The organism is Jatrophihabitans sp. GAS493 (genome assembly GCF_900230215.1).
Taxonomy (GTDB): Bacteria; Actinomycetota; Actinomycetes; order Mycobacteriales; family Jatrophihabitantaceae; genus MT45.
Genome location: NZ_LT907982.1, coordinates 3,431,682 through 3,446,407, shown reverse-complemented (window position 1 = coordinate 3,446,407; position 14,726 = coordinate 3,431,682). Strand labels below are relative to the sequence as shown.

Annotated in this window: 12 protein-coding genes; 4 read left to right on the top strand and 8 right to left on the bottom strand. The window is 67.0% G+C overall.

Annotation, left to right across the window (positions count from 1 at the left end):
- The first annotated feature begins 35 nt into the window (after positions 1–35).
- Complete coding sequence (locus CPH63_RS16010) at positions 36–845, top strand: crotonase/enoyl-CoA hydratase family protein (RefSeq protein ID WP_096303839.1); 810 nt, start codon at positions 36–38, stop codon at positions 843–845.
- Positions 846–1,256: 411 nt separating this feature from the next.
- Here CPH63_RS16010 and CPH63_RS16005 read toward each other — a convergent pair whose 3' ends face one another.
- From CPH63_RS16005 to CPH63_RS15980, 6 genes are all read right to left on the bottom strand, one after another.
- Complete coding sequence (locus tag CPH63_RS16005; RefSeq protein WP_096303838.1) at positions 1,257–2,129, bottom strand: tryptophan 2,3-dioxygenase; 873 nt, start codon at positions 2,127–2,129, stop codon at positions 1,257–1,259.
- A 39-nt stretch (positions 2,130–2,168) separates the two neighbouring features.
- On the bottom strand, positions 2,169–3,452 hold the full coding sequence (locus CPH63_RS16000; RefSeq protein ID WP_371364994.1) for a class I SAM-dependent methyltransferase: 1,284 nt from the start codon (positions 3,450–3,452) through the stop codon (positions 2,169–2,171).
- 135 nt (positions 3,453–3,587) lie between these two features.
- Positions 3,588–4,310, bottom strand: a complete 723-nt coding sequence (locus CPH63_RS15995; protein ID WP_096303837.1) for an alpha/beta hydrolase — start codon at positions 4,308–4,310, stop codon at positions 3,588–3,590.
- Positions 4,307–5,899, bottom strand: a complete 1,593-nt coding sequence (locus CPH63_RS15990) for an alpha/beta hydrolase (protein WP_157749596.1) — start codon at positions 5,897–5,899, stop codon at positions 4,307–4,309. The genes CPH63_RS15995 and CPH63_RS15990 overlap by 4 nt, the downstream gene beginning before the upstream one ends.
- Positions 5,900–5,971: 72 nt before the next feature.
- Positions 5,972–7,054 (bottom strand): ATP-dependent DNA ligase, encoded by a 1,083-nt coding sequence (locus CPH63_RS15985; protein ID WP_096303835.1) that lies wholly within the window; start codon positions 7,052–7,054, stop codon positions 5,972–5,974.
- A gap of 4 nt (positions 7,055–7,058) precedes the next feature.
- Positions 7,059–7,877 carry a pyrimidine reductase family protein gene (locus tag CPH63_RS15980; protein WP_096303834.1) on the bottom strand — a complete coding sequence of 273 codons (819 nt, stop codon included), beginning with the start codon at positions 7,875–7,877 and terminating at the stop codon, positions 7,059–7,061.
- On the opposite strand from CPH63_RS15980, the gene zapE reads away from it, so the two are divergent.
- Both zapE and CPH63_RS15970 read left to right on the top strand, forming a co-directional pair.
- The gene (zapE, locus tag CPH63_RS15975) at positions 7,876–8,949 is read left to right on the top strand and encodes a cell division protein ZapE (protein ID WP_096303833.1); all 1,074 of its coding nucleotides are present in this window, start codon (positions 7,876–7,878) and stop codon (positions 8,947–8,949) included. The two genes, CPH63_RS15980 and zapE, sit on opposite strands and share 2 nt — an antisense overlap.
- A complete protein-coding gene (locus CPH63_RS15970) occupies positions 8,949–9,683 on the top strand; it encodes a hypothetical protein (RefSeq protein ID WP_096303832.1) in 735 nt (244 codons plus the stop codon). Before zapE ends, CPH63_RS15970 begins: the two co-directional genes overlap by 1 nt.
- A 32-nt stretch (positions 9,684–9,715) precedes the next feature.
- On the opposite strand, the gene treZ is transcribed toward CPH63_RS15970, so the two are convergent.
- Positions 9,716–11,443, bottom strand: coding sequence for a malto-oligosyltrehalose trehalohydrolase (treZ, locus tag CPH63_RS15965; RefSeq protein ID WP_096305208.1), 1,728 nt, complete (start codon positions 11,441–11,443; stop codon positions 9,716–9,718).
- Between the two features lie 130 nt (positions 11,444–11,573).
- On the opposite strand from treZ, the gene CPH63_RS15960 reads away from it, so the two are divergent.
- Positions 11,574–12,413 (top strand): PPK2 family polyphosphate kinase, encoded by an 840-nt coding sequence (locus CPH63_RS15960; RefSeq protein WP_096303831.1) that lies wholly within the window; start codon positions 11,574–11,576, stop codon positions 12,411–12,413.
- A gap of 33 nt (positions 12,414–12,446) precedes the next feature.
- Here CPH63_RS15960 and treY read toward each other — a convergent pair whose 3' ends face one another.
- Positions 12,447–14,726: a malto-oligosyltrehalose synthase gene (gene treY / locus CPH63_RS15955; RefSeq protein WP_096305207.1), complete on the bottom strand. Its 2,280-nt coding sequence runs from the start codon at positions 14,724–14,726 to the stop codon at positions 12,447–12,449.

Here is a 14,726-nt window from a genome sequence, read left to right as displayed (position 1 = left end):
CAGTCGCCCAGAAAGTAAGCAGGATTCATACTGAGATGACCCAAACACCCCACGCTCTCGTCGAGCAGGACGGCGGAATCCTCGTCGTAACGATGAATCGACCCGAGGCAAGAAACGCGATTTCGCCGCAGATGTCGCAGCTTTTGGCGGACGCCTGGCAGCGAGCGAACGATGACGACGCCGTGCGCGCCGTTATTCTCACCGGCGCCGGCGGTGACTTCAGCGCTGGCGCTGACCTAAAGTATCTGGCCGGCGGAGAGCCTGCCGACGAGGTCACGAAGGCGGCGCGTGAATCAACGGGTATCTTCGATCCGCGAAACCTCAAGATGTTTCTCAAGGGATACCGCCTTAACAAGCCGCTTATCGTCGCGGTGGAGGGGTACGCGCTTGCCGGCGGAACTGAGCTTGTTATCGCGTCTGATATCCGCGTTGCCGCGCAGGGCGCGATATTTGGCCTCACTGAGCCGAAATGGAGCCTTTTCCCGATGGCTGGTTCCGCAGTCCGGTTGCCGCGGCAGGTGCCATACACCGTCGCCGCGGACTGGCTTATGACCGGGCGCCAGGTGCGGGCGGAGGAGGCCTATCGATATGGTCTCATCGGCCACCTCGTGCCGGACGGCGAAGCGATGGCGAAGGCACGTGAACTTGCAGGGTTGATCGTGCGGAACGGTCCGGTGGCCGTGCGCAACATCCTGCGTGCGATGCGTGCCAGTGAAGCGCTGCCGGAACAACAGGCTTTCGATATCGAGACGCTCATCGGGATAGAGACCTTTGCGAGCGACGACGCCAAGGAAGGCCCGTTAGCCTTCGCCGAAAAGCGAGACCCTATTTTCAAGGATAAGTAATAGAGCTCGTCTGCTCCGTCGACTCGAGTTCCTCCGCTCGACCCCGCAACGCTCCCGGTGAGCTTGTCGACGAGCAAGCCGTGTTGCAGGGACACCTCGGGTGTTCCGGCCCTCCGGGGCGCTGTTCGGTGCAGCTGCGGCGTGCCGTCTACCTTCCAGACTCCCAACCCCGTGATCCGCTTCATTCCGCACGTCCAACCGAAGGCTGCCCCGCCATCAGTTGCCCGGTCATCGTTCTCAGTTTAGGTCCGTGGGCGGAAAGCCCAGCCGCGCCCGCGCGACTAAGGCTGATCGAGAGGCCGCGGCCGTACAGGCTGCGGCGGCGGTCCAGCCGCAGCCACTGGACTGATCGGCTACCACTGGCGAGCCGGCCGAGCGAGCTGTCCGGGTCGGCGCGCGGAGGTGCGTGACTCAGCGCCCGATCTCGGTGCGTACGGCGAAGAGCTCCGGGAAGAACGTGAGATCCAGGGCCCGTCGTAGGAAGTCGACGCCACTGGAGCCACCGGTGCCCGGTTTAAAGCCGATTACTCGTTCCACGGTCTTCAGGTGCCGGAAGCGCCAGAGCTGAAAGTTCTCCTCCAGGTCGACCAACTCCTCACACGCCTCGTAGGCCGCCCAGTACCGCTGGGTGTCGCCATAGATCCCGAGGAACATCGTCACCAAGTCGGGCGTGAAGGTGTGGGCCAAGGTGACGTCGCGGTTCAGGATGCCGACCGGAACCGGATGGCCGGCGCGGGACAAGAACCGAAGGAATTCGTCATAAATACTTGGTGATTCCAGCAGTTCGGCCAGCAGGTCCCGGGCCGCCCGATCATGGTCGAAGTACTCCAGCATCGCCGCGTTCTTGTTCCCCAGGACGAACTCGACGGCCCGGTACTGATAGGACTGGAAGCCCGATGAGGTGCCGAGGAAGCTACGGAACTCCGCGTACTCCGACGGCGTCAGGGTGGCCAGCACCGACCACTGCTCGGTCAGGGTGCGCTGCACGTGCTTGACGCGGGCCAGCCGTTTCAGCGCTGGTTGCAGGTCGTCGGCGGCCAGCAGCCGCTGCGCGGAACGCAGTTCGTGCAGCATCAACTTCAGCCAGAGTTCCGAGGTTTGGTGCTGGATGATGAAGAGCAACTCGTCGTGGTGCGGCGGCTCGCTGACCAGATGCTGAGCTGCGAGCAACTCATCCAGGTGCAGGTATTCGCCGTAGGAGAGGTTGACGCTGAAGTCACGAACCACCGAGGCCTCGATCGGCCGGGTATTCCCCGGTTCGGCGGAAGTGCGGTCATTGCTCACGCCGCCACCCTATCCGCGCGGGCGCGGCTTCGGGCGCGACTAGACGAGCTGCGGCTTGGTCAGCGTGATCTGGTGGACGTCCAGGTACCCGGTGCGGAAACCCGCTTCGGAGTAGGCGAGGTACAGCGACCACATACGCCGGAACGTGTCGTCGAAGCCGAGATGGGTGACCGCGTGAGCCCGCGATTCGAACTGCTCCCGCCACCGGCGCAGGGTCTCGGCGTAGTGCTGTCCGAAGGCGAATCTGTCGGTCACCCGTAGGCTGGTCACCTTAGCCACCGTTGCACCGATGGACTCCGCGGAGGGCAGCTGCCCGCCCGGAAAGATGTATTTGCGGGTCCAGGTGTACGTCTCGGAGCTCGCCCGCATCCGGTCGTCGACCTGCACGATGGCCTGCAGGGCGAAGCGCCCGCCCGGCGCGAGGAGCCGGTCGACCGTGCCGAAGTACTCGTTCCAATGGTTGGCGCCGACCGCTTCGATCATCTCGACGCTCACGACGGCGTCGAACGCACCGCAGGTCTGCCGGTAGTCCTGCAGCCGAACCTCGGCCAGATGACTCAGTCCGGCCTCGGCGATCCGGGCGCGGGCCAGCGCGGCCTGCTCGGTGGAGATGGTGATGGAGGTGACATGGGCGCCGCGCCCGGCGGCCCGCAGCGCCAGCTCACCCCAGCCGGTCCCGATCTCCAATACGCGGGTGCCCGGGCCGACCTTGGCCGAATCCAGCAGGCGGTCGATCTTGCGGTGCTGGGCCGTGAGCAGGTCGTCGTCGGATTCGCGTGGGTCGCCGTTGAACAGCGCTGAGGAGTAGGTCATCGACTGATCGAGGAACTCCTTGAACAGGTCGTTGGAGAGGTCGTAGTGACGTTCGATGTTCTTGCGCGAGCCCTCCAGCGTGTTGTCGTCGGCTATCGGTTGCTTGCGAAGTACTGCTCCCCGAAGCTTCTGCAGCGAGCTGGGGATGAGCTTGCCCATGTTGGCGGCGAAGGCCGACAGCACCTCGGCCGGGTCCTCGGCGCTCCAGTCACCGGCCATGAAGGCCTCGCCGAAACCGATGGTTCCGGTTGCCCCGACCCGGCTGAAGAAGGCGTCCGGCCGGATCAGGGTCATCAGCGGGTCGCGGCTACCGCCGCCCCCGTAGGCCCGCCCGCTCGCCTCGACGACGCGCAGCGGTAGGCGATTCACCGCGTGCACGAAGAGGCGCCGGGCGACGGCCGCCCGCAGCCGGGCGTGGGGCACGGTGGCGACATCGGGCCAGAGCTGCGGATCGATTCGATCGGCCAACAGTCGGGCGCCGGCCGGTGACCCAGAGGAACTCACGGTCAGCTCGGTACCCACGGTGTCCAGCGGCCCGCAGACCTCCGGCTGACGCGCGGCCAGATCGTTGCCTGCTGGACGGAGATTCATTTCGGTCATCGCGCTCTCACATTCGCCTCGTTTGTCACGCCGCGACAGCCGGAGTCAGATTGCGAGGTTCCGCTCACCAGCACGAGCTGCCTGAATAGTATTCGCAACATCGGGCCGTTCGGTTTCACCCAATTCCAGACCCAGCAGCGTGGCCACCGTGAACCCGGTGCTGAGCTCGTGCCAGACGCCGGCCCTTTTCAGCATCGCGTGACTGTCGCCGCTTACCTCGACGTAGCTGGCCAGCCTCGCCAAGCCCGCCGCCGCCTCCACGAAGGTCTTCGACGCCGCGGGACTGGTGAGGCGGTCTCGATCCCCGTGGAGCACGAGCAGATCGCGATCGGTGAGTGGCTTGATGCGATCGATACGCTCGATCCACGGGGCCAGCGCCACGACGGAGCGGACCTGAGGTTCGTCGGCGGCGGCCAGCGCCGTTCGACCGCCCATGGAGTGCCCGACCAATCCGAACGGGACCGCCCCGAACTGGTCGCGAAGCTGCGCAAGCGCCCAGCGGGCATCCGGAACGGGTGAGTTCGCATCGCCGTTCCAGCCACGCTGGGCGAACCTCAGCGAGGCCACGACGAGCCCCTCAGCGCCGCCGGCGCGGCGCAGGGAACCTACGAACGGCCGCATCCGCAGGGGGGCCAGCGACCAGGGCCGCACTGGGGCGAAGCTCTGCTCCCGACCGCCGTGCAGTACGAGGACGACGGCGCGCGGGGTGTGACGGGGTAGATGGACAGCCAGCTTCGGCTCACCACCAGTGTTGACCGCCGCGCTCATTTGGGACAGACGGTGTTCGGCGGGGGGAGGGTGCCGTCGATCAGGTAGGCGTTCACCTTCGAGTCGATGCAGTCGCTGCCGCGGCCGTAGGCGGTGTGTCCCTGGCCGTCCCAGCTCAGGACGACCCCGCTGCCGAGGGCTGTGGCCAATGCCTGCGTGGAGGCATACGGCGTGGCCGGGTCGTGCAGCGTTCCGATCACCAGGATCGGCTTCGAGCCGACAGCGCTCGGGGCGGGCAGCAGATGGCGTATCGGCTGCCAGGCCTGGCAGCCGAAGAGCGCGGTCGCCGACCAGAGCCCGAACATCGGATAACGGGTGGACCACTGGGTCGCGGTCGAGCGGATGACCGCGTCGGTCGGCCCGGGAGCCTCGTCATTGCAGCTGATTGTGAGGTTCGCTTCGTAGATGTTGCTGTAGGTGCCGTCATCGCTGCGCTCGTTGTACTCGTCGGCGAGTTCGAAGAGGCCGGCCGCGTCGCCTTGCTTGGCCTGAATCAGGGCGTTGCCGAGTGTCGGCCAACTATCTGAGGAGTAGAGAGCCGACAGCACCCCGGTCAGCACGATCGCGCTTCCGGCGGTGCGGGTCTCGCCGGACTTTGCCGAAGGCAGCGGCGTGATGTTCGTCTGCTTCACCAAGTCGTAGACGACCTGCCGCGGATTGCCCAACGATTTACAGGGGGATTTGGTGACGCAGTCGGCGGCGAACTGGTCGAAGGCCGACTCGAATCCCTGCAGCTGGTTGGCGAAGGAGGTGATCGCGTCGGTGTCGGGATTGACCGCACCGTCCAGCACCGCGACCCGGATGCGGGACGGGAAGAGATGCGCGTAGATCGACCCGAGCTGGGTGCCGTAGGAGTACCCGAGGTAGTTCATGCTCTGGTCCCCGACGCCGGCGCGGATCAGATCCATGTCCCGCGCTGTCTCGACCGTGTTGTAGTCGGCCAGATCGGTCCCAAACCTGGCCGAGCAGGCAGCCGCGACCGCGGCCGCGCTGGCCTTGGCGACCGCGAATCCAGCAGCGGTCAGCACGTTGGGATTCTGCCCGTTGAGCTCGTCTTTCTGCGCATCGCTGACGCACGCCACCGGGGAGGAGACGCCCACACCGCGCGGGTCGAAGCCGATCAGGTCGAAGTGCTGCAGGATCGACACGTCGATCGAGCCGGCTTCGGAGATGGCCAGGAAGATTCCCGATCCGCCGGGGCCGCCCGGGTTCATGAGCAGGGAACCGATGCGGTCGGTCTGCTCGGTGTAGTGCAGCTTGATGACGCTGATCGACAGGGTCGCACCGTTGGGGCGGTCATAGTTCTGCGGCACGCGAAGCTTGCCGCACTCCACGGTGAGCTTGGTCAGGCGGTCGGCCGGGATCGCACCGCTGAGATTGAAGCTGTTACTGCAGTCGCTGAAGGCGATCGGGGTCGTCGCCGGCGCGGTGGCGGTCCCGGAGCTCGGGCTGGTCGTCGAGGCCGAGGCTGCCTGGTGCGGCGTCCCAGAGGTCTGGGTCACGCAGCCACTGAGCAGGGCCACCACGGCTGTGCTCGCGACCAGAGCGAAGAGGAGGCGGCGTCTGAAATCGCGAGAATGATTGACCACGCTATGCAGGCTACCCAGCTGACCTCGGGACTGACACAGTCGCCATCGCCGCGTCGCGGCCGGTTCGGTGGATCAGGAGCCCAGCCCCGAGACGATGTCATCCAGGCTGTAGGTGATGGGCTGCTCGAGCTGCTCATAGGTGCAGGAGTCAGGGGTGCGGTCGTCGCGCCAGCGCACGAAGTGGGCCAGATGCCGGAATCGGGTGCCCTCCATATGCTCGTACTTCACCTCCAACACTCGCTCCGGTCGTAGCGGGACGAAGGAGAGATCCTTCGTGGCGTTCCAGCGGCTGACGTTCCCCGGCAGTCGCTGGCCGCGGTGGGCCTCGGCGTTGGCCCACTCGCCCCACGGGTGGTCCTCTTCGTCTCCCAGGGTCAGCGGTTCGAGTTCGGCGACCAATTCGGCGCGTCGGGCGGCCGTGAACGCGCCCACCACACCGACATGCTGAAGTCGCTGTTCGGCGTTGTACAGCCCGAGTAGCAGTGACCCGACGAGCGGGTTCGCCTCGGTGGACGTCTTGTGCCAGCGGAAGCCGGCGAGGACGCAATCCGCCGTACGGACGTGCTTGATCTTGAACATGACCCGCTTGTCGGGCTGGTAGGTGCCGTCCAGTGGTTTGGCGATGACGCCATCCAGCCCGGCGCCCTCAAGCTCGACGAACCAGCGTTGGGCAACGTCGACATCGACCGTGGTCGGGGTGAGGTGGATCGGGGCGTTCACGCCGGCCAGAGCCCGCTCCAGCGCTGCCCGCCGCTGCGCGAACGGGCGCCCGGTGTAGTCCTCGTCCCCGAGGGCCAGCAGGTCGAAGGCGATGAACGATGCGGGCGTCTTCTCCGCGAGCATCGTCACCCGCGACGCCGCCGGATGGATGCGCTGCTGAAGTGCCTCGAAATCCAACCCCGCATCGGTGGCGATGACGATTTCGCCATCGAGGACGCAACGTTGGGGGAGTTCGGCTTTGACGGCGGCCACGAGTTCGGGAAAGTAGCGGGTCATCGGCTTCTCGTTCCGGCTCCCGAACTCGATGTCGTCACCATCGCGGAAGATCAGGGAGCGGAATCCGTCCCACTTCGGTTCGTAGGAGGCACCGGCCGGAATCGCCGGCACCGACTTGGCCAGCATCGGTGCGACCGGTGGCATCACGGGCAGTTTCATCGGCTCAGTCTCCCATCAGTCGGCCCCGCGGCGGGTTGCCCGCTCGTCCGGCCCCGGCCGGCACGACTTGGCTGCGGTACCGCAGGAAGAGCGCCCCATCCTCCTCGAGCAGCCCGCGCAGGGTCAGCGCCAGCCCGTCCGAGCCGGGCCAGGCCGTGCCGGCGGTGATCCGCCCCGAACCCGGCCCGGCCAGCAGCGGCGAGAGGCTCAGACAGAGTTCGTCGACCACCCCCGCCGCAGCGAGATCAGCGAAGAGGCGAGGCCCACCCTCGCAGAGGATTCGGGTGTGACCCCGCTCGGTCAGCGCAGCTCTGGCCAGCGTCAGATCGACCTCGGAGTCGCCGCAGTCGATGATCTCCGCGCCCTGGCTCAACCGCCGGCGCAGTTCAGGTGTGCCGCCGGCGGCACAGGTGAGGACGATGGCCCGGGGTCTCTCACTGGCCGGCGTGAAGAGCTCAGACGCGGGATCAAGGTTCAGAGCGCGGGAGATGACGGCAACCGGCAGTTGCGGCGGCAGGCCGTGCTCCGTCCGGGCCGTGACCCGGGCCGGGGAGAGCTTGACCGGACCGTACTTCTCGGCCGAGATCGTCCCGGCGCCGGCCACCACCACATCGGCGAGGTCTCGCAGCACTGCGAAGACCTTGTTGTCTCCGGGCGTCTGCAGACCGCGGGAGAGTCCTCCGGCGGTGACGGCGCCGTCGACGCTGGAGACGAAGTTGACCCGCAGTCCGCCGGGCTCGAGCCAGTCGGTGGCATAGAAGGCGTGCAGGTCAAGCGCACTATCGGGGTCGGGGTCGGCGCTCGGGCCGAGGAGTTCGCGCATGCTTCATCTCACCATTTCCGGGTCCACCCCCGGCCTGCGCCCAGCACGGATAGGCTGCCTAGCTGTGCCCATACGACTCATCGACCGCCTACCGGTCGTGTCACGGGCCGACCTGCTCGACTCGCTCGTCCCACCGCCGCTCTTCGCCGACGTCAGTTTCGACACCTACCGGCCTGATCCGGGAGAGCCGACGCAGCTGGCCGCGGTCGAATACCTGCGGGCCTTCGCGCTACAAGTCTCCCGTCCACCGCGTAAGGCCGGACGATTTCGCCGTGCGTCCGGGCCGGAGTACCCGGGCGGGGTCTATCTGGACGGCGGATTCGGGGTTGGCAAGACACATCTGCTCGCGTCGCTCTGGCACGCGGTACCAGGCCCGAAGGCCTACGCCACCTTCGTCGAGCTAACGCAATTAGCCGGGGCGCTCGGGTTCGCCGACCTGGTCGAGGCACTCGGCGGCATGCGGTTGCTGGCGATCGACGAGTTCGAGCTGGACGATCCGGGTGACACGGTGCTCGTATCGACGTTGCTGGCTCGTCTCAGCGAACGGGGTGTGGCCCTGGCCGCGACGTCCAACACTCTCCCCGATCGGCTCGGGGAGGAGCGCTTCGCCACCGATGACTTCCTGCGCGAGATCCAGGCGCTGGCCGCCCGCTTCACCCCGATCCGGGTCGACGGCCCGGATTACCGCCACCGCGGCCTCCCCGAGCCGCCGCCTCCACTCTCCGATGCTGAGCTGACCAGGCGGGCCGCGGAGATTCCCGGGGCGAGCCTGGACAATTTCACCGATCTGGCTCACCACCTGGCGACGCTGCACCCCTCCCGCTACGGTGCGCTCGTCGAGGGCGTGGCAACGGTCTGCCTGTGGGATGTGCGCACCGCGGCCGACCAGAATGTCGCGCTGCGCCTCGTCGTGCTGGCCGACCGTCTCTATGACCGGCAGATCCCGCTTCTCACCTCCGGGGTGCCGCTGACCGAGCTATTCGACGCGCAGATGCTCGCCGGTGGCTACCGTAAGAAGTACCGGCGCGCGATCAGCCGGCTCATAGCGTTGAATCGGATGGGAGCTGGCTGATGTCGGTGGCGGGGAAGGCGGTCGGGTTGGCGGCCGGTAGAGCCGCGCGGAGCGTGCCGATCCCAGACTCCGTGTCCCGAACTCTGGACGCCACCCTGGACCGGGCGATTGCCCTGCAGACCCCGACGATCGTGGCCCATCTCGACCGGCTGATGCAGCGCCACCCAGGCGCATCGCAGGGCGAGCTGCTTGCATTGTTGGAGCGACGCTATCTGACTTTCGTCAGCAGTATCGGTGCCGTCGCCGGTGGGACGGCGGCGCTGCCGGGGGCCGGCGTGATCACGACGCTCACCTCGGCCACCGTGGAGATCGCCGCCTTCATCGAGGCGACGGCGCTCTACTCACTATCCGTTGCCCACGTGCACGGCATTCCGACTGACGACCCCGTCTACCGGCGCTCCCTGGTGCTCGGTGTCCTCCTCGGCCAGACCGGCGTCGACATCGTCGAGCAGGTGACCGGCACCAGGTCGCGATGGGGCGAAGTGCTCTCCCGACGCGGGTCGCAGGAGCGACTGGGTGGGCTGAACAACCAGCTAGCGCGGCACGTGATGGCGCGAGTCGGCGCCGGGCAGGGTGCCCTGCTCATCGGGCGGGCGCTGCCGATGGGGATCGGAGTGGCCATCGGCGCCTCGGGAAACGCTGCCCTCGGGCGGGCTGCGATCAGGTCTACTCGCGCCGCCTTCGGCCCACCGGCGCCGGCGCCCTCACGCCGGCGACGTAGGCAGATCCGATAACCCTTCCCGCATTGGGTTGGCCGGTCGCCCCGCTAAAGCTGCACGATCGCCGCGGACTCGCGACCGACCGTGATCACTCCGGCCTGCTGTGAACACTCCCCGGTGGCAAGCAGAACCTCCTCGGCGGCGACGTCGAAGTCGTGCGCTGCGTCGTCGAGATTCACCAGCACCCGAATCCGTCCGCGATGAACCACGATGCAGCTTCGCGCCTCGTCCAGATCCACGGAGACCAGATCTAGCCGGGGATCGCTCAGGTCGGCGGTCTCGTGACGCAGCGCGATCAACCGCCGGTAGAGCTCCAGCATCTCCCGGTGTTCGCCTCGCGATGGCTCGCTCCAGTCGAGAATCGCCTCCCGGTAGGCCGCTGGATCCTGCGGATTGATCATCTGTGAGGTGTCCCAGCCGTGGTCGGCGAATTCGGCCAGCCGGCCGGCTCCGGTCGCCTCCGCCAGCTCCGGCTCCGGATGGGAGGTGAAGAACGGCCAGCGCGTCGCGGCTCGCCACTCCTCGCCCATCCAGAGCATCGGGGTGAAGGGGGAGGTGAGGAGCAGCACCGCGCCAATCTTCAACCGGCCCGACGATGTGATCTCCGGCAGTCGGTCGCCGACGGCACGGTTGCCGATCTGATCATGATTCTGCAGGCAGACCACGAAGCGGTACCCGGGGGTCGTCACCCGATTCACGGGTGCTCCGTGCCGGCGCCGGCGGAAGGTCGAATAGGTGCCGTCGTGGAAGAACGCCGAAGTCAGCACCTTCCGCAGCCCCTCGAACGAGCCGAAGTCGTCGTAGTAACCCTGTCGCTCGCCGGTCAGCAGCGCGTGCAGCGAGTGATGCACGTCGTCGTCCCACTGGGCAGTCAGGCCGTGGCCTCCGCTTTCGCGGGACGTGATCATCACCGGATCGTTGAGGTCGGACTCGGCGATGAGGCTGAGCGGTCGGCGAATGGCCGCACTGAGCGCGTCGACCTCGGTTGCCAGCTGGGTCAGCAGGTGCGGCGTGCTGGAGTCGACGAGCGCGTGCACCGCGTCCAGGCGCAGCCCGTCGATATGGAAATCGCGCAGCCACATGAGTGCGTTGTCGATGATGAATCGGCGCACCGCTTCGACCTCGAGGTTTACCAGATCGCCCCAGGTGTTGCGCCCCGACTTCAGATAGGGGCCGAACTTGGGCAGGTAGTTGCCGCTCGGCCCGAGGTGGTTGTAGACGACGTCGAGCACCACCGCGAGGCCGCGTCGGTGGGCCGCGTCGACGAAGCGCTTGAGCCCGTCGGGGCCGCCGTAGGCGTCATGTACGGCATACCAATCCACCCCGTCGTAGCCCCAGTTCCAGACACCGTTGAAGGCGTTCACCGGCAGCAGTTCGACATGCGTTATCCCCAAGTCGACAAGGTGATCCAGCTTCTCGATCGCCGAGTCGAATGTGGCGCCGGGGGTGAAGGTGCCGATGTGCAGCTCATAGAGGATCGCGCCCGGCAGAACCCGGCCGGTCCACTCCGAGTCGCTCCAGACAAACGACTCGTCGTCGTAGCTGCGGCTCGGCCCGTGCACACCGGCCGGTTGCCACCGCGACCGTGGATCGGGCAGCTCGTCGTCGGAATCGTCGAGTAGGAAGACGTAGTCGGTGCCGGCGGCCAACTTCAGTTGTTCGCGTTCGGTATCCGCCGGGAGTTCCCACCACTGCCCGTCGCGGCTGATCAGCTCGGCCTCGCCGGAGGCGGTGCGGAGCCGGACCCGTTCGGCTTGGGGCGCCCAGAGACGCATTCTCTTCTGCACCACGCGTCTCTACCCTCCGCGGTCTAGGTCCAAACTTCACCTGCGGCCGGTTGACGTGCCGCTAGCTGCAGACCTTAACTGCCCTCAAATCCCGGCGGCACCCGGATAAGCTGCAGCAATGGCACCCCGTCAGCATTCTCTTCGCTCCGCGCTCGCCGTCGCCCCCGGAACAGTGAACTTGGCCGGGTACGACTCGGGTGACACGCCGCTCGCCCCTGGCAAGAAGAAGGCGACCGAGTCGGCCACCCTGCAGCACGCGGACGACCTGGCGCAACTGCAGGAGCGACTCTTCGCCGAGCGGAAGCGCAGTCTGTTACTTGTGCTGCAGGGGATCGATACTGCCGGAAAAGGTGGGGTGATCTCGCACGTCGTCGGGCTGCTGGGGCCAGCCGGGACGACGGTGACCGCCTTCAAGAAGCCGACGCCGGAGGAGGCCGCTCACCACTTCCTCTGGAGAATCCGGCGAGCGCTGCCCGATCGCGGGATGATCGCCGCCTTCGACCGTTCGCACTACGAGGACGTCATCGTTCCCCGGGTCCACGAGACGATCCCGCAGGCGGAGTGGGCGCAGCGCTACGACGAGATCAACGCGTTCGAGTCCGCGCTGAGCGACTCCGGAACGGTCATCGTCAAGTGCTTCCTGAACATCTCCTACGCCACCCAGCGCGACCGACTGCTGGCCCGCCTCGACGACCCGACCAAGCGGTGGAAGTTTCGCGAGGGCGACATCGACGAGCGTGCCTACTGGAGCGACTATCAGGTGGCATATACGGCGATGGTGCAGAACTGCTCCACGGAGGTCGCACCGTGGTACATCGTGCCTAGCGATCACAAGTGGTATCGCAACTGGGCGGTGGGGGAGATCGTTCGAGAGACGCTCGCCGAGATGGATCCGCAGTACCCGGCCACCGATCTCGACCTTCCCCGGCTGGCTCGGCGGCTGGCACCGCCGTACTGAGACGCCATCACCGGCAGGCGTCACTGGCAAGCGTTACTGGGGAAGCAGCAGGGCCACCGGGAGGAGATCCAGCAGGCTCGACAGCTCGACGCTCCCGGTGACAGTTCGTCCGGTGAAGACGTCGAGGAATGTGGCGTCCCCGAGTTGCACCGCCGTCGATCCCCAGCCGCCCCGACGCTGCAGCCCGGCGGGGAGCCGAGTCGCGAGCGTTATCGCGCCGCCGCGATCGTAGCCGACCAAATGCTCAGCCGCGGCGCCGGATCCGGTGATCGGGGTGTACCCGCCGAAGAGCTCGGGGTGGTCGCGGCGGGCGGCCAGCGTGCGCGACACGACCAGAAGTTTGGCCGCGCCCGACTCGTCGATCAGCGGCCGGCCGTTCCGCCCCAGCCGCGCTAGCAACCCGCGACGCTGGTTGAAGTCCACCGGACGGCGGTTGTCGGGATCGACCAGGCTGTCCTCCCAGAGCTCGGTGCCCTGGTAGACGTCCGGGATCCCCGGCATGGTCAGTTGAATCAGCTTCTGGGAGAGCGAATTGCTCCAGCCGAAGCCGGTGATGGTCGAGATGAGCTCGGCCAGCGGTTGGTGGACCTCGGGGCGGTCGTAGGCGGCATCGACCGCAGCGTGCACGCTCTGCTCGAAACTCTCGTCCGGGTCTGCCCACCCCGTGCCGTCGGCCGCCTCGCGCATGGCCTTCTCGGCGTAGGCGTGCATGCGACCTCGATCGATGAAGCCGACCCCGACGAACGTCTGCCACAGCAGATAGGCGAACGAAGCGTTCGGGATCGGCGCCGCGGTCAGCAACCCGCGTACCGTAGCCGCCCAGGCATCGCCGAACTCGCTCAGCGCGAAGAGGCGGGCCCGGACGTCCTCGCCCCGCTTGGTGTCATGGGTCGACAGGGTGGTCATGCCGAGCGGTGCGACCCGCTGGCGGACCTGCTGCGCCTGATGGAATTCCGCGACGGAGCCGCCGAATTGGGCCGGATTGCCGCCGACCTCGTTCAGTGCAACGAAGCGGTTGTAACGGTAGTAGGCGGTGTCCTCGACCCCCTTGGCCATGACCGCACCCGAGGTCTGCTGGAACCGTGCGCAGAGCTCCTCCACCGGATTGGCCAGCTGCGGCAGTAGCGCGGCGATGGTCGCGGCGAGGTCCGGCCGGGTCGAGCTGGCCAGAGTGACCGCCTGATCCAGGTACTCCCGGCCATCGGGGAGGTAGGAGCGGTACACCGGAAAGGCGATGAGGAGCTCGGCCAGCGCGTCGCGCGCCCGCTCGACCGACGGCACGAGCCGGGCCAGCCGTGAGACCTCGGCCTGCAGGATCGTCTCGACCGCGGTTCGCTTTCCACGCGCGACATGCTCGTGAAAATCCAGGGCATCGCCGCTGAGCTCGCGGTAGAGCGCATCGAAGCGCGGCTCGACGGTCGGATCTATCAGGACATTGCTGACTTCGGTCAGCGCGTCGTAGCCGGTTGTGCCGGCCACCGGCCACGTCGTCGGCAGCTGCTCGCCCGGCTCGAGAATCTTCTCGACGGTGATCCAGCAGTCCCCGGTCGCGGCGCGCAGCCGTTCCAGGTACCCCGCCGGGTCGGCAAGTCCGTCTGGGTGATCCAGTCGCAGCCCGATGATGCCGTCGTGCCTAACCCAGTCGAGCACCCGCGCATGGGTGGCGTCGAAGACAGCTTCGTCCTCGACGCGTAGGCCGGCCAGTGAGGTCACCGCGAAGAAGCGGCGATAGTTCTGTTCGGTCTGCTCCAGGTGGTAGCTGACCAACTGATAATGCTGCCGGTCGTGCACCTCGGCCGGCGTGTCACCGGGATGGCTGGTGTCGGGGGCGATCGGGTAACGATGGTCGAAGTACCGCAGCTCGTCGCCCTCGATCTTCAGATCGTTACCGGCATCGAAGTCGTCGCCCAGCACCGGGATGAGCAGACGTCCGCGGCTCCACTCGATGTCGAACCAACGGGCGAACCGGGACGCCTGGCCGAGGCGCAGCACGTCCCACCAGGCCGCGTTCTGGCTGGCGTCGGCTACCCCTGCATGGTTGGGCACGATGTCGACGACGACGCCCCGTCCCCGCTTGCCGGCGGCGTCGATGAACCGCCGCCACCCGGCGTCGCCGCCGCGCGCCGGGTCAATGACCGAGTGGTCGACCACGTCGTAGCCGTGGTCTGATCCATCCGCCGATCGGAGTATCGGCGAGAGGTAGGCCGCGTCGGCCCCGAGAGCGTCGAGATAGTCCACGAGTGCGGCGGCGGCGTCCAGCTCAAAGCTGGGACGAATCTGCAGCCGATAGGTACTGGTCGGAGAATGGGCCAT